16 protein-coding genes are annotated in these 16,251 nt (G+C 72.0%); 11 read left to right on the top strand and 5 right to left on the bottom strand.

Annotated features, from left to right (window positions below):
* Nucleotides 1-6: 6 nt before the first annotated feature.
* Nucleotides 7-708, top strand: coding sequence for a B3/B4 domain-containing protein (locus tag HNR57_RS22965; protein ID WP_184562339.1), 702 nt, complete (start codon nucleotides 7-9; stop codon nucleotides 706-708).
* A gap of 18 nt (nucleotides 709-726) precedes the next feature.
* Here HNR57_RS22965 and HNR57_RS22960 read toward each other — a convergent pair whose 3' ends face one another.
* Together HNR57_RS22960 and HNR57_RS22955 are read right to left on the bottom strand one after the other, a co-directional pair.
* Nucleotides 727-1,455 (bottom strand): lysophospholipid acyltransferase family protein, encoded by a 729-nt coding sequence (locus tag HNR57_RS22960; RefSeq protein ID WP_031106604.1) that lies wholly within the window; start codon nucleotides 1,453-1,455, stop codon nucleotides 727-729.
* A gap of 187 nt (nucleotides 1,456-1,642) precedes the next feature.
* Nucleotides 1,643-2,059, bottom strand: coding sequence for a DUF4395 domain-containing protein (locus HNR57_RS22955; protein ID WP_184562337.1), 417 nt, complete (start codon nucleotides 2,057-2,059; stop codon nucleotides 1,643-1,645).
* Nucleotides 2,060-2,137: 78 nt separating this feature from the next.
* Here HNR57_RS22955 and HNR57_RS22950 point away from each other — a divergent pair, with 78 nt between their 5' ends.
* The 4 genes from HNR57_RS22950 to HNR57_RS22935 all read left to right on the top strand — a co-directional run bounded on the left by HNR57_RS22950 (nucleotide 2,138) and on the right by HNR57_RS22935 (nucleotide 5,153).
* Nucleotides 2,138-2,551: a thioredoxin family protein gene (locus HNR57_RS22950; protein WP_184562984.1), complete on the top strand. Its 414-nt coding sequence runs from the start codon at nucleotides 2,138-2,140 to the stop codon at nucleotides 2,549-2,551.
* Between the two features lie 83 nt (nucleotides 2,552-2,634).
* Nucleotides 2,635-3,126, top strand: coding sequence for a flavin reductase family protein (locus HNR57_RS22945; RefSeq protein ID WP_184562335.1), 492 nt, complete (start codon nucleotides 2,635-2,637; stop codon nucleotides 3,124-3,126).
* Between the two features lie 220 nt (nucleotides 3,127-3,346).
* Nucleotides 3,347-4,135 carry an electron transfer flavoprotein subunit beta/FixA family protein gene (locus HNR57_RS22940; protein WP_062925382.1) on the top strand — a complete coding sequence of 263 codons (789 nt, stop codon included), beginning with the start codon at nucleotides 3,347-3,349 and terminating at the stop codon, nucleotides 4,133-4,135.
* A gap of 55 nt (nucleotides 4,136-4,190) precedes the next feature.
* A complete protein-coding gene (locus HNR57_RS22935; protein WP_184562333.1) occupies nucleotides 4,191-5,153 on the top strand; it encodes an electron transfer flavoprotein subunit alpha/FixB family protein in 963 nt (320 codons plus the stop codon).
* Nucleotides 5,154-5,211: 58 nt separating this feature from the next.
* Here HNR57_RS22935 and HNR57_RS22930 read toward each other — a convergent pair whose 3' ends face one another.
* Entirely contained in the window at nucleotides 5,212-6,117 is a 906-nt protein-coding gene (locus HNR57_RS22930; protein ID WP_184562331.1) for an endonuclease/exonuclease/phosphatase family protein, read from the bottom strand.
* A gap of 194 nt (nucleotides 6,118-6,311) precedes the next feature.
* Between HNR57_RS22930 and HNR57_RS22925 the strand changes: the two genes are divergently transcribed.
* Nucleotides 6,312-7,640, top strand: a complete 1,329-nt coding sequence (locus HNR57_RS22925) for a DUF6986 family protein (protein ID WP_184562329.1) — start codon at nucleotides 6,312-6,314, stop codon at nucleotides 7,638-7,640.
* 154 nt (nucleotides 7,641-7,794) lie between these two features.
* On the top strand, nucleotides 7,795-9,681 hold the full coding sequence (locus HNR57_RS22920) for a serine/threonine-protein kinase (protein ID WP_184562326.1): 1,887 nt from the start codon (nucleotides 7,795-7,797) through the stop codon (nucleotides 9,679-9,681).
* Here the strand turns inward: HNR57_RS22920 and HNR57_RS22915 are convergent.
* Complete coding sequence (locus HNR57_RS22915) at nucleotides 9,627-10,442, bottom strand: hypothetical protein (RefSeq protein ID WP_184562324.1); 816 nt, start codon at nucleotides 10,440-10,442, stop codon at nucleotides 9,627-9,629. The genes HNR57_RS22920 and HNR57_RS22915 overlap by 55 nt on opposite strands.
* 7 nt (nucleotides 10,443-10,449) lie before the next feature.
* The gene (locus HNR57_RS22910; RefSeq protein WP_376772275.1) at nucleotides 10,450-11,514 is read right to left on the bottom strand and encodes a LacI family DNA-binding transcriptional regulator; all 1,065 of its coding nucleotides are present in this window, start codon (nucleotides 11,512-11,514) and stop codon (nucleotides 10,450-10,452) included.
* 195 nt (nucleotides 11,515-11,709) lie between these two features.
* Between HNR57_RS22910 and HNR57_RS22905 the strand changes: the two genes are divergently transcribed.
* From HNR57_RS22905 to HNR57_RS22890, 4 genes are all read left to right on the top strand, one after another.
* Nucleotides 11,710-12,663: an ROK family protein gene (locus tag HNR57_RS22905; RefSeq protein WP_184562320.1), complete on the top strand. Its 954-nt coding sequence runs from the start codon at nucleotides 11,710-11,712 to the stop codon at nucleotides 12,661-12,663.
* Nucleotides 12,664-12,818: 155 nt separating this feature from the next.
* Nucleotides 12,819-13,262: a helix-turn-helix transcriptional regulator gene (locus HNR57_RS22900; RefSeq protein ID WP_184562318.1), complete on the top strand. Its 444-nt coding sequence runs from the start codon at nucleotides 12,819-12,821 to the stop codon at nucleotides 13,260-13,262.
* A 10-nt stretch (nucleotides 13,263-13,272) separates the two neighbouring features.
* Nucleotides 13,273-13,689, top strand: coding sequence for a VOC family protein (locus HNR57_RS22895; RefSeq protein ID WP_033307495.1), 417 nt, complete (start codon nucleotides 13,273-13,275; stop codon nucleotides 13,687-13,689).
* Nucleotides 13,690-13,838: 149 nt separating this feature from the next.
* On the top strand, nucleotides 13,839-16,241 hold the full coding sequence (locus HNR57_RS22890) for an ATP-binding cassette domain-containing protein (protein WP_184562316.1): 2,403 nt from the start codon (nucleotides 13,839-13,841) through the stop codon (nucleotides 16,239-16,241).
* The last annotated feature ends 10 nt before the right edge of the window (nucleotides 16,242-16,251 follow it).

The following is a 16,251-nucleotide window of genomic DNA, read 5'->3' as shown; positions in this document are numbered from 1 at the left end:
GCGACCATGAGGCTCACACTGACCGTGTCCGAGGACGTACGCGCACTCGCCCCCGGTTTCACGCACGTCGCGATCGAGGCGCACGGCCTGGTCAACGGGCCGAGCAGTGAAGCAAGCTCGGCCCTGCTGGACGATGCGGCCCGCCGGCTCGCCGTACGCCTGGACGGCCGCGCCCCGCACGAGGACCCGCACATGGCCGCATGGCGCGAGACCTACACCGCGTTCGGCTCGAAGCCGTCCCGTACCCGCAACTCCGCGGAGGCGCTGGCCAAGCGGGCCCTCTCGGAGGCCGGGCTGCCGCGCATCAACCTGCTCGTCGACCTCTACAACGCGGTTTCCGTCGCCCATCTGATCCCCGTCGGCGGCGAGGACGCCGACCGCGTCGAAGGCGGCATGCGCCTGATCCGCGCCACGGGAGAGGAGGACTTCGTGACCGTCGCCGGGGGCGAGGAGACCGTCGAGCACCCCGACGCGGGCGAAGTCGTGTGGCGCGACGACGCCGGCGTGACCTGCCGCCGCTGGAACTGGCGCCAGGGCCCGCGCACCCGGCTCACCGAGCGGACGACGTCCGGCATCTTCCTGCTGGAGAGCCTGGCGCCGATGCCGGTCGCCGAGGTGACGGCGGCCGGCGCGGAACTCGCCGAACTGCTGGCGAAATTCAGCCCCGGAGCGGACATCGCCGTCCGTGCTCCGGAGTCCTCCGCCTGAGTTCGGGCCGGGCGGGCGTCAGTGCGCCTCTGCCGCCCGCACCTGCTCCGGCGTCGGGGCCGTGCCGCCGAGGTGGGCCGGCATCCACCAGGTGTCGTCCGGGCCCTTCGGGCGGACGGGGTAGGCGCGCTGGGCGGCTTCGAGGAGCTCCTGCACACGCTCGCGCAGCTGGCGTGTGATGGCGCCCGCGTACTTGTCGCGGGAGGCCTCGATCGCCTCGCCCACCCGGATCGTGATGGGGATGTGGCTGCGCTTGAAGTTGCGCGGGTGACCCTTGGTCCACAGCCGCTGCGTGCCCCACACCGCCATCGGGATCAGCGGGACGCCGGCCTCCTGGGCCAGACGCGCGGCGCCCGACTTGAAGCTCTTCAGCGTGAACGACTGCGAGATCGTCGCCTCCGGGAAGACCCCGACGATCTCGCCGGACCGCAGCGAGTCCAGGGCGTGCGCGTAGGCCGCCTCGCCCTGCTTGCGGTCCACCGGGATGTGCTTCATGCCGCGCATCAGCGGGCCGGAGATGCGGTGCCGGAAGACGGACTCCTTCGCCATGAAACGCACGAGACGCTTCTGCGGCAGGGCCGCCAGGCCGTCGAAGACGAAGTCCAGGTAGCTGATGTGATTGCTCACCAGCACGGCGCCGCCCGAGCGCGGGATGTTCTCCGAACCCTGGAGGTCGATCTTGAGGTCCCACACCTTGAACAGCGTGCGGGCGAAACCGACGACGGGACGGTAGACGAGCTCTGCCATGGGCGGGCCGGCCCCTTCCTGCTCTGCCTGGGAAGGGATTCCCAGTGGAAAGTTACGCAGCCGTAGGTTTACGGCTTGTCGCAGATCGTGCCCGAAGAACGGCCGGGTAGCCAGTCCTCGTGCCCGTCGGCGGCGAGATTCTCGTCACGTCGCCCGCCGCTTCCCACCTCGTGCTTTTGCGCGCCCATTACTCCGCGCGGACCGCCACCCGCCGCCCGAGCAGGTACAACTCGCAGCCCAGGCAGTACCCGAACGCAGCATTGAGGAAGGCGGCGGCGAGCGCGGCGCCGGTCGCCGCGAGTCCCAGCCAGCCGGGGCCCAGGGTGTAGCCGACGAGCCCGAGTCCGGCGAAAAGCAGCCCCACCACCTGGGCGAAACGCGGCGGTTCGGGCGCTTCGAACGCGGTCGGCGGTCCGAGCCGCGGCCGCACGGCCCTGGCGAACAGCAGGCCGTACGGGGAGCGGCGGACCCCGCCCGCCGCTCCGAGCAGGAAAGCCAGCGTCTGCCAGGCCAGCAGCCAGGCGCTCCCGGTGACCAGAACGACCGCCAGGACGGCGGCCGTGACGGCCGCGCCGAACCGCGGTCCTCTCACATCGATGTCCATGGGAACCAAGCATTCCGCAGAACGGGCGGGTGGCGGGGCCGGGAATCTTTGCGGTCTCGTGAACGCTTGCAGCAGGTGATGACCGGACTGGTGGTGTGCGTGGTGGTGCTCGCGGCGGCGAGCGCCTACGGAGTGCTGCAGCGGCGGCGGAGCGGGAGAGTGCGGGTGCGCGGGCGCGACGACGGCAAACGGCTCGATGCGGCGGAACTGGGCGCGGAGCTCGGCGAGCGGGCCACGCTCGTGCAGTTCTCCAGCGCGTTCTGCGCGCCGTGCCGGGCGACCCGGCGGGTCCTCGGCGAGGTCGCCGGTGTGGTCCCGGGTGTGGCCCACGTCGAGATCGACGCCGAGGCCCATCTGGACCTCGTGCGGCGGCTGGACATCCTCAAGACCCCGACCGTGCTGGTCCTGGACGCCGACGGCCGGGTGGTGCGGCGGGCCACCGGGCAGCCGCGCAAGGCCGACGTGATCGCCGCGCTGGGGGAGGCGGTGTGACCGGCGTGACGCGGTCCGTGAGCCATCTCCCACATCACGGAACGAACTTGACTGCGCGTACCAATTATCGTCAGCCTGACCCCATGCCTGCGGACCTCCTCGCCACGCCCGACCTCCTGCGCTCGGTCTTCCGGCGGCACGCGGCGGGAGTCGCCGTCGTCACCGCTCGTGGCGAGGCGGGGCCGGTGGGCTTCACCGCGACCTCCCTGACGTCCGTCTCCGCCGAACCGCCCCTGCTGTCCTTCGGGGTCGGCACCGGCTCCTCCAGCTGGCCCGCGATCGCGGCGGCGGACCACGTCGGTGTCCACATCCTCGGTGAGCATCAGCAGGAGCTGGCCGCGACCTTCGCCCGCAGCGGCGTCGACCGCTTCGGCCCGCCCACCGCTTGGCGGGAGGGGCCCGAGGGCGTTCCCGTCCTCGACGGCGTGCTCGCCTGGCTGGTGGGCCGGGTCGTCGCGCGCGTGCCCGCCGGGGACCACCGGATCGTGCTCGCCGAGGTCGTGCACGGCGACCCCACCGGCACCGGTCGTCCGCTCCTCTACCACCAGGGACGTTTCCAGCGTCTGGGCGACTGAGCCGGGTGCCCCCCGGGCTGCGTGACCGTCGAGTTCCGGTTACGCTGCGTTGCGAAGGTCACAGTTCAAAGCGCTTGCTTAGCGGGAACGAACTGGGTGTACTGACGAGTAATATTTCGCTCGGGGCGTGGGTTCGCCCCGACCGGGATCGGACGCTAGAGGCGCCTATGCTGCCTGCAAGTAGGCAGCATGGAAATGACGATGCAGTAGGAGAGCCGGCGTGAGCTTGAGGATCGTTGTCACTGTGAAGTACGTGCCCGACGCCACTGGCGACCGGCACTTCGCCGATGACCTGACCGTCGACCGGGACGACGTGGACGGTCTGCTCTCCGAGCTCGACGAGTACGCGGTCGAGCAGGCGCTGCAGATCTCCGAGAACTCCGACGACGACGTGGAGATCACCGTCCTGACGGTGGGCCCCGAGGACGCCAAGGACGCCCTGCGCAAGGCGCTGTCCATGGGCGCTGACAAGGCGATCCACGTCGAGGACGACGACATCCACGGCACCGACGCCATCGGCACCTCCCTGGTCCTGGCCAAGGCGATCGAGAAGGCCGGCTACGACCTCGTCATCTCCGGCATGGCCTCCACCGACGGCACCATGGGCGTCGTGCCCGCGCTGCTCGCCGAGCGCCTGGGCGTCCCGCAGGTCACCCTGCTCTCCGAGGTCTCCGTCGAGGACGGCACGGTCAAGGGCCGCCGCGACGGCGACGCCGCCTCGGAGAACCTGGAGGCCTCCCTCCCGGCGGTCGTGTCCGTGACCGACCAGTCGGGCGAGGCCCGTTACCCGTCCTTCAAGGGCATCATGGCCGCCAAGAAGAAGCCGGTGGAGTCCTGGGACCTGTCCGACCTGGACCTGGAGGCCGAGGAGGTCGGCCTGGAGGGTGCCTACACCACGGTCGACGGCGCGGCCGAGCGCCCGGCCCGCACCGCGGGCACGATCGTCAAGGACGAGGGCGAGGGCGGCAAGCAGCTCGCTGAGTTCCTCGCGGGCCAGAAGTTCATCTGAGCCCTGCATTCGCTGACCGCCCCTCATCTTTCGCAAGCAGGAGAGAAGAAGTCCCATGGCTGAAGTTCTCGTCTACGTCGACCACGTGGACGGTGCCGTCCGCAAGCCCACCCTGGAGCTGCTGACCCTCGCCCGCCGCATCGGCGAGCCGGTCGCCGTCGCGCTGGGCAACGGCGCCGGTGACACCGCCGCCGCGCTCGCCGAGCACGGCGCGGTCAAGGTCCTCACGCACGAGGCCGCCGAGTACGCCGACTACCTGGTCGTACCGAAGGTGGACGCCCTCCAGGCCGCGCACGAGGCCGTGTCCCCGGCCGCCGTGCTGGTCCCGTCCTCCGCCGAGGGCAAGGAGATCGCCGCCCGTCTGGCGCTGCGCATCGGCTCCGGCATCATCACCGACGCCGTCGACCTGGAGGCCGGCGACGAGGGCCCCGTGGCCACGCAGTCGGTGTTCGCCGCGTCCTTCACCACCAAGTCCCGTGTCTCCAAGGGCACCCCGGTCATCACGGTCAAGCCCAACAGCGCCGCCGTGGAGGCCGCCCCGGCCGCCGGTGCTGTCGAGGCGCTGTCGGTGACCTTCTCCGCGCAGGCCACCGGCACCAAGGTCACCGGCCGTACGCCGCGTGAGTCGACGGGCCGTCCGGAGCTGACCGAGGCCGCGATCGTGGTCTCCGGTGGCCGTGGCGTCAACGGCGCGGAGAACTTCGCGATCATCGAGGCCCTCGCCGACTCGCTCGGCGCGGCCGTCGGTGCCTCGCGTGCCGCGGTGGACGCCGGCTGGTACCCGCACACCAACCAGGTCGGCCAGACCGGCAAGTCCGTCTCGCCGCAGCTGTACATCGCCAACGGCATCTCCGGCGCGATCCAGCACCGCGCCGGCATGCAGACCTCGAAGACGATCGTGGCGATCAACAAGGACGCCGAGGCCCCGATCTTCGACCTCGTCGACTACGGCGTCGTCGGCGACCTCTTCGACGTCGTCCCGGCCCTGACCGAGGAGATCAAGACCCGCAAGGGCTGATCGACCCCCGGCTGTGAGAGGCCCCCGTGACCGCGCGAGCGGTCACGGGGGCCTCTTCTCATCCCAGGGTCATCGAGGCCTGCACCGGCAGATGGTCGCTCGGATACGTCCCGTCCATGCTGAAGGTATTCATCCCGGCCCAGTGCGTGGTCACCCCGGGCGTGGTCAGGATCCAGTCGATACGCCGCCCGCCGGGCCTGAGCGCCCGGTAGCCGTGGTGCGTCCCGTACGCCGGACCCCGCGAGGCCGCCGCGTCCCAGGCGTCCACCAGTCCGATGTCCAGCATGAGGTCGTACACCCGGTTGTCGTGGGCGGCCGCGTTGAAGTCGCCGGTGACGATGACCGGTGACGACCGGTCCCACCCGGCGATGGTCTCGCCGATGAGCCCCGCCGAGCGTTCCCGGGCGTACTGGCTGACGCTGTCCAGGTGGGTGTTGAGGACGTAGAACTCCCGTCCGTCGCGGGCGAGATCGGCGAAACGGACCCAGGTCACCATGCGCAGCCAGTCCGCGCCCCAGGTGTTCGAGGCGATCGTGTGCGGAGTGTCGGACAGCCAGAAGTGATCGAACTCGAGCGGCTCGAGTCTGCGCGTGTCGTAGAAGACCGCCATGAACTCGTCCTTGCTGCCGCCCCCGCGTCCGGTGCCGATCCAGTCGTAGTGCCCGCCGAGATCCTTCTCGATCGCGCGCACTTGCCGGTAGAGCCCTTCCTGGGTGCCGATGAGGTGCGGCAGCTCGCGGCGCAGCAGTTCTCGCATCACCGGTCGGCGCACGTCCCAGCGCGGTGTCCTGTCGACGACGGTCCCGAAGCGGACGTTGAACGTCATGACGTTCAGGGCACCCGGGTGCTCGCCGGCGGAAGCGGGCTGTGTGGGGCCCGCGGTGGTGAGCAGCGGCCCCGCGATGGCGGCGGCGGCCGCCGCCTTGAGCCCGTGGCGGCGCGTCACTCCGACCTCGTTCGACACGTGGTCTCCCTCCCCTTGCACGTCAGGATGAAGCTTGCCTTCTGAGTACGGAAGAAGAGGGCCGATCGGCAGTGATCAAGCAGGAGGCATGGAGAATTCCACTTCAGGATGGTGTTGACCAGGCCGAAGGTCGGCCGATAACTTCGCTCTACGGATTGTTGATTCCGTACAGCGGAAAACAGGAGGGTCTCGGAATGGGTCAGGGCCAGCAGGAGAAGGTGGCGACGAGCCTCGCGGGCGCCGTCAGCGAGGAGATCAGTGCCTCCCTCGCGCCGGTCGACGCGGAGCTGGAGCGCCGCTACCCCGGGGACCCCGGCACCCGCCAGCCCGTCCACACCGTCTACGTACCCGGCGACGCCTTCGCCGCCGACACCGTCCGCTCCTGGGGCGACCGCGCCCTGGCGGCCCTCGACGAACACGCCCCGGACGCCGCGTCCTTCGCCGCCGTCCTCGGCTTCTCCGAGGAACTCGCCGAGCCCGTGTACGCGCGCGTGCGCGCCAAGCTGGAACGCGAGCCGATCGAGGACCTGCGCGTCGACTTCGAGGACGGCTACGGCAACCGCCCCGACGCCGAGGAGGACGAGGCCGCCGCCCGCGCCGCCCGGATCGTCGCCGAGGCCTACGCTGGGGGCACCTCCCGGCCGGAGGCTGGGGGAGGCACCGCCGCCCCGTACATGGGCATCCGCATGAAGTGCATGGAAGCGCCCGTCCGCGCCCGGGGCATCCGCACCCTCGACATCTTCCTCACCGGCCTGATGGAGGCCGGCGGCCTGCCCGGCGGGCTCGTGCTCACCCTGCCCAAGGTCACGTACCCCGAGCAGGTCACCGCCATGGCCCGGCTGCTGGACGCCTTCGAGAAGACCCACGGTCTCGAACCCGGCCGGATCGGCTTCGAGATCCAGATCGAGACCAGCCAGTCCATCCTCGCCGCCGACGGCACCGCCACCGTCGCCCGCATGATCCAGGCCGCCGAGGGCCGCGCCACCGGCCTGCACTACGGCACCTTCGACTACAGCGCCTGCCTCGGCGTCTCCGCCGCCCACCAGGCCAGTGACCACCCCGCCGCCGACCACGCCAAGGCCGTCATGCAGGTCGCGGCGGCCGGCACCGGCGTACGCGTCTCCGACGGCTCCACGAACGTCCTGCCGGTCGGTCCGACCGCCAGGGTCCACGACGCCTGGCGCCTGCACTACGGCCTCACCCGCCGCGCCCTGGCCCGCGCCTACTACCAGGGCTGGGACATGCACCCCGGCCACATCCCCACCCGTTACGCGGCCGTCTTCGCCTTCTACCGCGAGGGCTTCGAGCAGGCCGCCACCCGCCTGTCCCGCTACGCCAACCGCACCGGCGGCGACGTCATGGACGAACCCGCCACCGCCAAGGCCCTCAGCGGCTACCTGCTGCGCGGCCTGGACTGCGGCGCCCTGGACAACGGCGAGGTCGCCCGCCTGGCCGGCCTGACCCGGGCGGACCTGGAGTCCTTCGCGGCACCCCGGCGCGGTGACCTGACGGCGTCCGCCTGACACCGTCCGCACGACGTGCCGGCCGGCGCGTACCGGCCCTGTCACAGCCGTCACCGGCGGCCGTCGCCGTCACCGCAGCCCCGTAGTCTGTACGCCACGCACAGGCGGTGTAGGCCGCCGGCGCAGTCGGCGGGGTCACAGGAACGGGGCAGCGGTGTCAACGGGGGAGCACGGACAGGCGGACGGGACCGGACGGCTGCTGGCCGGCCGCTATCGCGTCACGGCGGCGCTGGGGCGCGGTGGCATGGGCGTCGTCTGGAAGGCCGTCGACGAGGTCCTCGGGCGTGAGGTCGCGGTCAAGGAACTGCGCACCTACACCGACGCGGCCGGTCCCGAACTGGAGGCTCTGCAGCTGCGGATGCGGCGCGAGGCGCGTGCGGCGGCCCGGGTGCGCCACCCCGGCGTCATCTCCGTGCACGACATCGCCCAGGTCGACGGCCGCCCGATCATCGTCATGGAACTGGTCGACGGGCCGTCCCTGGACGACGTCCTGCGTGAGCGCGGCACGCTGGACCCGGGCGAGGTCGCCGGCATCGGCGCGAAGGTCATGGACGCCCTGGCCGCCGCCCACCTCGCCGGCGTCCTGCACCGGGACGTGAAGCCGGGCAACATTCTGCTCGACCGCTCGGGCCGGGTCGTCCTCACCGACTTCGGCATCGCCACGATGGACGATCCCGGCGACGGTTCGGCCACGCACCTCACCCGCAGCGGCGAACTCGTCGGTTCCCTCGACTACCTCGCCCCCGAACGCGCGCAGGGCGCCGATCCCGGCCCCGCCTCCGACATCTGGGCGCTGGGCGCCACGCTGTACGCGGCCGTCGAAGGCTCCTCGCCCTTCCGCCGCACGTCCACGTTCTCCACGCTCACCGCGATCGTCACCGAGCCGCTGCCGGAACCCCGCCGCGCGGGCTCCCTCGCGCCCGTCCTCCAGCGGCTGATGGACAAGCGCCCCGAGTCCCGCCCGGAGGCCGACGAGGCCCGCGAACTGCTCCAGGCGGTCGCGGACACGGGCGGCACGGACACGCCGACCTCTTCTCTGCGAGGCCCCGCGGTCCCGCCCCCGCACGCGGAGACGGAACGCAGCGTCCCGTCGGTGCCGCCCGGGTTCGGGCCCCCGCAGCAGGGCGCCGCCGTCCCCCACGAGGGCACGAACACTCCGGGCTTCGGCACGGCAGCCGCTTTCGGAGCCGCAGGGACGGCGGGAACCGCGGGTGACGGCGGGCCTGGGGCCACCGCTCCCGGCCACCCGACGCCGCAGGACCCCGGACCCGGTCATGCCCCGCCGCCGGGCCCCGGCTCGCAGGGCTTCGGTCCGGCCGAGCCCGGCAGCACCGCCTCCGGTGCCTCCGCCGCCACCGCCCCGGTGAACACCGACCCGGCCCCGCCCCGCCGCACGGCACGCGTCCTGCTCGCCGCCGCGGCCGTCACCGTCGTCCTCGCCGCTGCCGGCACCACGATCGCCCTGATGAGCGACTCCGGCGGCAAGGAGACCGGCGCGCGGACCGACGCCGCCCGCGCGGACGCCGGGTCCTCCGAGCCCGGCGGCGCGGACGACGGCTCGAACGCCCCGAGGGCCACGCGGCAGGGCGACGACAAGGGCAGGGCCCCGTCCGGGAAGCCCGGCGCCGAGAAGGACCCCGAGCCCACCGGCCGGGCGACCTCCACCGCCCCCGCGAAGTCCACCGGCGGCGACACCGAAGGCGCCACCGGGCAGGAGACGCCGGACGGCACCCCCTCCGGCACTCCCACCACACCGGCCCCGGTCTGCCACCCCATCGGCGGCGGCAAGTACAACTGCCACGTCTGGAAGACCGCCGACTCCTACACCGCCTCCGGCACCAAGGTGGGCATCCTCAACGCGGGCACCAACTACTTCTACTGCCAGCAGAACCTGGGGCGCCGCGAGACCTCCGGGGAGTGGACCAACATCTGGTGGGCGAAGACCGACGACGACAGCGGCAACACCGACGTCTGGGTCAGCGACGTCTACATCAAGGGCGGTGACAACGACGCGCCGGTCCCCGGGCTCCCGTTCTGCTGAGCCCGTGCCGAGGCGGCCACGTACCGTTCGAGACCGGAGGCCGTCACCAGCTTCTCCTCGATGAACAGCCGGGTGCCCCGCTCGCACAGCCGCCGGTCCCCGCGGGCCCGCGCGCAGAACTCCTCGGGCACGACACCGAACAGCTCCCGCAGCCGCGGCAGCCCGACGAGCAGCTCCGTCAGCAGCTCCCGCTCACCCGGGTGCGTGCGCGGCGTGCCCGTGCCGTCGTGAAGGACACCGTGCCGGTTGACGTAGGCGTACGCCCCGGGCAGGCGCGTGCCGTCCGCGAGGTCGATCCGGACGTCGGGCGACGGCAGCCAGGCCCGGTCGAAATTGCCGCCCGGCGACGGCACGCCCTCGCTCGCGTCGATCACCGCGAGCTGCTCGGCGTCGAGCCACAGGACGAACAGCTCCCGCACGGTGTCCGGGGCGCCGACCGGCGAGGCCGACACGTATCCCATGCGGCTCACGTGCGCCGAGACGCCGGCGTCGACGCCCGTCACCCGGGCCTTGACCATCGGCAGCGGCGACGCGACCCCGCACTCCGTCATCTTGTGCCTGAGCTGTCCCGGGCAGCCGTTGGAGCCGATGGCGACGACCGGCGTGCGGTCGTCGTACACCAGCCGCTCCAGGGGCAGGAAACGGTCCCCGTCGAGGAGCCCGGAATCCGCGGGCCACGCGCCCGGATACAGCAGCGGGTGCTCGCGAGGCGCCTCGTGCAGACCCAGGGCTCGCAGTGTGCGATCGGTGGCGTCGTCCATCGGCCGCTCAGTCCGCCGGGGGGAACTCGCCCGAGCCGCGGGTGATCAGCCGGGTCGGCAGCTCGATGCGCTCGGGGTTGACGAGTGTGCCGTCCAGCTGCCGGAAGAGACGTTCCGCCGCGGTGCGCCCGATGTCCGCCGCGTCCTGGGCCACGACGGTGACGCCCGGCTGGAGCAGGTCGGCGAGCTCGATGTCGTCGAAGCCGACCAGGGCGACACGGCGGGCCTGCTCGGCGAGGACGCGGATCACGGTGACCGTCACCCGGTTGTTGCCGGCGAAGATCGCCGTGACCGGGTCGGGGCCGGTCAGCATGTCCTCGGCCGCTCTGCGCACCCGCTCGGGGTCGGTGACGCCGAGGGACATCCAGGAGCCCGCCACGGGTATGCCCGCGTCCTCCATCGCGGCCCGGTAGCCGCGCAGCCGCTCGGCGGCCGTGTGGATGCGGGGCATGTCGCCGATGAAGCCGATCCGGCGGTGGCCGTGCGCGATGAGGTGGGCGACGCCGCCGCGGGCGCCGCCGTAGTTGTCCGACAGGACCACGTCGGCGTCGATGTGCCCCGCGGGCCGGTCCACGAACACCGTGGCGACGCCCGCCTTGAGCTCGGGCTCCAGATAGCGGTGGTCGTCCCCGGCCGGGATCACCACCAGCCCGTCCACCCGCCGCGCGCACAGGGCCAGCACCAGCTCCTGCTCGCGCTCGGGGTCCTCGGCGCTGGAGCCGTTGATCAGCAGGGCGCCGTGCGCACGGGCCACCTCCTCCACCGACCGGCTCAGCGGTCCGTAGAACGGGTCAGCCAGGTCTTCCAGGACCAGGCCGATGCTCGCAGTGCGGCCCTTGCGCAGCACCCGCGCGCTGTCGTTGCGGCGGAAGCCGAGGGCGTCGATCGCTTCCTGGACCCGCCGCTCCGTCTCCGGGGTGACCCCCGGTTCCCCGTTCACGACGCGGGAGACCGTCTTGAGGCCCACTCCGGCGCGTGCCGCTACGTCCTTCATGGTCGGCCGGGTGCCGTAGCGCGTTGCGGATCGGAGGGAAGTAGGGGCCACGGTGTCCAGTCCTGTCCTGTCGTCCACGGGGGTGCGTCGATCCTGGGTTTGTATGAGGATGTGGCGTCGAGCATAGAGCCTGGACAACGTTGTCAGGCTCGGGAGAGACTGTCCACCGCAATCTCCGGCCCCGCGCACCCTCGCGGGACCGGACCGCTGCGTGCCCTGCTTGATGGCCAATCTCGGCGTTTTTCTCATGCCCGACGGGGAGATCCGACACTGATGCACACCGACCTCGTGGCCGCGCTCGACATCGGCGGCACCAAGATCGCCGGCGCTCTGGTGGACGGCCACGGCCGGATCCTGGTCCGCGCCCAGCGGCCGACGCCCGCCCGGGAGGACGGCGACACCGTGATGCGGGCCGTGGAGGAGGTGCTGGCCGAGCTCACCGCGTCGCCGCTGTGGGGGCGTGCCACGGCGGTGGGGATCGGCAGCTCCGGGCCCGTGGACGCCTTGGCGGGCACGGTGAGCCCGGTGAACGTGCCCGGCTGGCGCGACTTCCCGCTCGTCGCCCGGGTGCGGGCCGCCGCGGGCAACCTGCCCGTCGAGCTGATCGGCGACGGTGTGGCGATCACGGCGGCCGAACACTGGCAGGGCGCCGCCCGTGGTCATGACAACGCGCTGTGCATGGTCGTCTCCACCGGCGTCGGCGGCGGGCTCGTGCTCGGCGGCCGGCTGCACCCCGGCCCCACCGGCAACGCGGGCCACATCGGCCACATCAGCGTGGACCTCGACGGCGATCTGTGCCCGTGCGGCTCGCACGGCTGCGTGGAGCGCATCGCGAGCGGTCCCAACATCGCCCGGCGCGCCCTGGAGAACGGCTGGCGGCCCGGCCCCGACGGGGACACGTCGGCCGCCGCGGTGGCCGCCGCCGCCCGCTCGGGCGACCCGGTCGCCGTCGCCTCCTTCGAGCGAGCCGCCCAGGCTCTGGCCGCCGGGATCGCCGCCACCGCGACGCTCGTGGAGATCGACATCGCCGTGATCGGCGGGGGAGTGGGCAAGGCGGGCGACGTCCTCTTCGATCCCCTGCGCAAGGCGCTGAGCACCTACGCGACGCTGTCCTTCGTCAGGAACCTGACGGTGGCACCGGCGCAGATGGGCACCGACGCCGGGCTGGTGGGCGCGGCGGCGGCAGCGCTGGCGGAGCGGACGGACACGGCGGTGGCCGGGGTGTGAGTCGGGGCCGGCCGATCGGGCAGGAACGTTCAGCCTGCGATGGCGTGCCGCGGGCCGGTGCGGGGACCGGCGGTGACCCCGGGCTATACGGACCGGTTCGGTCCGTATAGCCGGAAATCAGCCGCACGTGCGTGCGATGTGGCACGATCGCGCTTGTGAGCAGCAGACCCGCCTCGGCACAGCACCTGCGTGACCTCGCCCGACTGCGCCGTGTCAAGGACCGGATCGACCGGGAGTACGCGAAGCCTCTGGACGTCGAGGCGCTCGCCCGGGGCGTGCACATGTCGGCGGGGCACCTGAGCCGCGAGTTCCGGCAGGCGTACGGGGAGTCGCCGTACAGCTACCTCATGACCCGGCGCATCGAGCGCGCCATGGCGCTGCTGCGCCGGGGCGACCTCAGCGTCACCGAGGTCTGCTTCGAGGTCGGCTGCGCGTCGCTGGGCACCTTCAGCACCCGGTTCACCGAGCTGGTCGGCATGCCGCCCAGTGCCTACCGGCGCGAGGCGGCGCGCGCGACGGCCGGCATTCCGTCGTGCGTGGCGAAGCAGGTGACCAGACCGATCAGGAATCGAGAAGCGCCCGCCGCGAGCCGAAACTAGCGTGATGGCCATGGACCTCCACATTCACGCCAGCTTCCTCCCGCACGACGACCCGGACGCCGCCCTGGCGTTCTACCGCGACACCCTCGGCTTCGAAGTCAGGAACGACGTCGGATACGAGGGCATGCGCTGGATCACGGTCGGCCCCGTCGGCCAGCCCGGCACGAACATCGTGCTGCACCCGCCGGCCGCCGACCCCGGCATCACCGACGACGAGCGCCGCACCATCACCGAGATGATGGCCAAGGGCACCTACGCCAGCATCGTCCTGGCCACCACCGACGTCGACGGCACCTTCGAGCGGGTGCAGGCGGGCGACGCCGAGGTGGTCCAGGAGCCCGTGGACCAGCCCTACGGTGTCCGCGACTGCGCCTTCCGCGACCCCGCGGGCAACATGGTCCGCATCCAGCAGCTCAAGGCGCCGTAACAGCCCCACAGAACGACGCGTCATCCCGCGCGAGCCCGTACGGCCACGCAGTGGCTCCGGCTCCCGCACCCCCCGCGCCGGCCCCCGGGACCGGCGCGGGGCCCGAGACCGCCCGAACGCGGCAGCGCCGCCCGGCAGATGGAGACACCATGAGCAAGGCCACGACGACGGACAGACAGTCGCCCGGGCCGCACGTTGCCGACAGCCATGACGTGATCCGCGTGCACGGCGCGCGCGAGAACAACCTCAGGGACGTCAGCATCGAGATCCCCAAGCGCCGGCTCACGGTGTTCACCGGCGTCTCCGGGTCGGGCAAGAGCTCGCTGGTGTTCGACACGATCGCGGCGGAGTCGCAGCGGCTGATCAATGAGACCTACAGCGCCTTCCTCCAGGGGTTCATGCCGAACCTGGCCCGGCCCGAGGTCGACGTGCTGGACGGACTGACGACCGCGATCGCCGTCGACCAGCAGCGCATGGGCTCCGATCCCCGCTCCACCGTCGGCACCGCCACCGATGCCAACGCCATGCTGCGGATCCTCTTCAGCCGGCTCGGCACGCCCCACATCGGCCCGCCCGGCGCCTTCTCCTTCAACACCGCCTCGGTCTCAGCGAGCGGTGGGTTCACGGTGGACCGCGGTGCCGACAAGACCAGGACCGAGAAGGTGTCCTTCAGCCGCACCGGCGGCATGTGCACGCACTGCGAGGGCCGGGGCACCGTCTCCGACATCGACCTCACCCAGCTCTACGACGACTCCAAGTCGCTCTCGGAGGACCCGTTCACGATCCCCACCTACACCGGGGGCGGCTGGGTGGTGCGCGTCATCGCCGAGTCGGGCTTCTTCGACAAGGACAAGCCGATCCGGAAATACACCAAGAAGGAGCGGCACGACTTCCTGTACCGCGAGCCGACCAAGGTGAAGATCAACGGCGTCAACCTCACCTACGAGGGGCTGATCCCGAAGATCCAGAAGACCTTCCTCTCCAAGGACCGCGAGTCGATGCAGCCGCACATCCGGGCCTTCGTGGACCGGGCGGTCACCTTCACCCGCTGCCCCGAGTGCGACGGCACCCGGCTCAGTGAACTCGCGCGCTCCTCGAAGATCGGCAAGATCTCCATCGCCGACGCCTGCGCGATGGAGATCCGCGACCTGGCGGAGTGGGTCCGGGGGCTGGACGAGCCGTCGGTGGCGCCCCTGCTGGCCAAGCTCCAGCACACCCTGGACTCGTTCGTGGAGATCGGCCTCGGCTACCTCTCGCTCGACCGGTCCTCGGGCACGCTCTCCGGCGGCGAGGCCCAGCGCACCAAGATGATCCGCCACCTCGGCTCCTCGCTCACCGACGTCACCTACGTCTTCGACGAGCCGTCCATCGGCCTGCACCCGCATGACATCCAGCGGATGAACAACCTGCTCCTGCGCCTGCGCGACAAGGGCAACACCGTGCTGGTCGTGGAGCACAAGCCGGAGACGATCGCCATCGCCGACCACGTCGTGGACCTCGGCCCCGGGGCCGGCACGGCGGGCGGCACCGTCTGCTTCGAGGGAACCCTGGAGGGGCTGCGCGGCAGCGACACCGTCACCGGCCGCCACCTCGACGACCGGGCCAAGATCAAGGCGGCGGTCCGCAAGCCCACCGGCGCGCTGGAGGTCCGGGGTGCCTCGGCGAACAACCTGCACGACGTCGACGTCGACATCCCGCTCGGCGTCCTCACCGTCGTGACCGGCGTGGCCGGCTCCGGCAAGAGCTCGCTCGTGCACGGCTCGATGGCCCGGCAGGCCGGGGCCGAGGGCGTGGTGGCGATCGACCAGACCCCGATCCGCGGCTCCCGGCGCAGCAACCCGGCGACGTACACCGGGCTGGCCGACCCGATCCGCAAGGCCTTCGCCAAGGCCAACGGGGTGAAGCCGGCGCTGTTCAGCGCCAACTCCGAGGGCGCCTGCCCCACCTGCAACGGCGCCGGTGTCATCTACACCGACCTGGCGATCATGCAGAGCGTCGCCACGCCCTGCGAGGAATGCGAGGGCCGGCGGTTCGAGGCGTCGGTGCTGGAGTACCGCCTCGGCGGCCGCGACATCAGCGAGGTGCTGGCGATGCCGGTGACCGAGGCCGAGGAGTTCTTCGGCGGCGGTGAGGCCCGCACCCCGGCCGCGCACCGGATCCTGGAGCGGCTCGCGGACGTCGGGCTCGGCTACCTCACCCTCGGGCAGCCGCTCACCACGCTGTCCGGCGGCGAGCGGCAGCGGCTCAAGCTGGCCACGCACATGGGCGAGAGGGGCGGCGTGTACGTCCTCGACGAGCCGACCACCGGCCTGCACCTGGCGGACGTGGAGCAGCTGCTCGGCCTGCTCGACCGGCTCGTCGACTCCGGAAAGTCGGTCATCGTGATCGAGCACCACCAGGCGGCCATGGCGCACGCCGACTGGATCATCGACCTCGGTCCCGGCGCCGGCCACGACGGCGGCCGGATCGTCTTCGAGGGCACCCCGGCCGACCTCGTCGAGGCCCGCTCCACCCTGACCGGGGAGCACCTGGCGGCCTACGTGGGCGCCTGAGCCCGACGGC

This window comes from Streptomyces paradoxus (assembly GCF_014202475.1).
GTDB lineage: Bacteria > Actinomycetota > Actinomycetes > Streptomycetales > Streptomycetaceae > Streptomyces > Streptomyces paradoxus.
This window is presented reverse-complemented; position numbering and strand designations above follow the sequence as displayed.

Excerpts from the sequence above, each read along its gene's own strand:
- HNR57_RS22895 (WP_033307495.1), top strand. The coding sequence starts at position 13,273 with ATGGACCTCCACATTCACGCCAGCTTCCTCCCGCACGACGACCCGGAC.
- HNR57_RS22925 (WP_184562329.1), top strand. The coding sequence starts at position 6,312 with ATGGGTCAGGGCCAGCAGGAGAAGGTGGCGACGAGCCTCGCGGGCGCC.
- HNR57_RS22955 (WP_184562337.1), bottom strand. The coding sequence starts at position 2,059 with ATGGACATCGATGTGAGAGGACCGCGGTTCGGCGCGGCCGTCACGGCC.
- HNR57_RS22950 (WP_184562984.1), top strand. The coding sequence starts at position 2,138 with ATGACCGGACTGGTGGTGTGCGTGGTGGTGCTCGCGGCGGCGAGCGCC.
- HNR57_RS22905 (WP_184562320.1), top strand. The coding sequence starts at position 11,710 with ATGCACACCGACCTCGTGGCCGCGCTCGACATCGGCGGCACCAAGATC.
- HNR57_RS22915 (WP_184562324.1), bottom strand. The coding sequence starts at position 10,442 with ATGGACGACGCCACCGATCGCACACTGCGAGCCCTGGGTCTGCACGAG.
- HNR57_RS22960 (WP_031106604.1), bottom strand. The coding sequence starts at position 1,455 with ATGGCAGAGCTCGTCTACCGTCCCGTCGTCGGTTTCGCCCGCACGCTG.
- HNR57_RS22935 (WP_184562333.1), top strand. The coding sequence starts at position 4,191 with ATGGCTGAAGTTCTCGTCTACGTCGACCACGTGGACGGTGCCGTCCGC.
- HNR57_RS22945 (WP_184562335.1), top strand. The coding sequence starts at position 2,635 with ATGCCTGCGGACCTCCTCGCCACGCCCGACCTCCTGCGCTCGGTCTTC.
- HNR57_RS22890 (WP_184562316.1), top strand. The coding sequence starts at position 13,839 with ATGAGCAAGGCCACGACGACGGACAGACAGTCGCCCGGGCCGCACGTT.
- HNR57_RS22965 (WP_184562339.1), top strand. The coding sequence starts at position 7 with ATGAGGCTCACACTGACCGTGTCCGAGGACGTACGCGCACTCGCCCCC.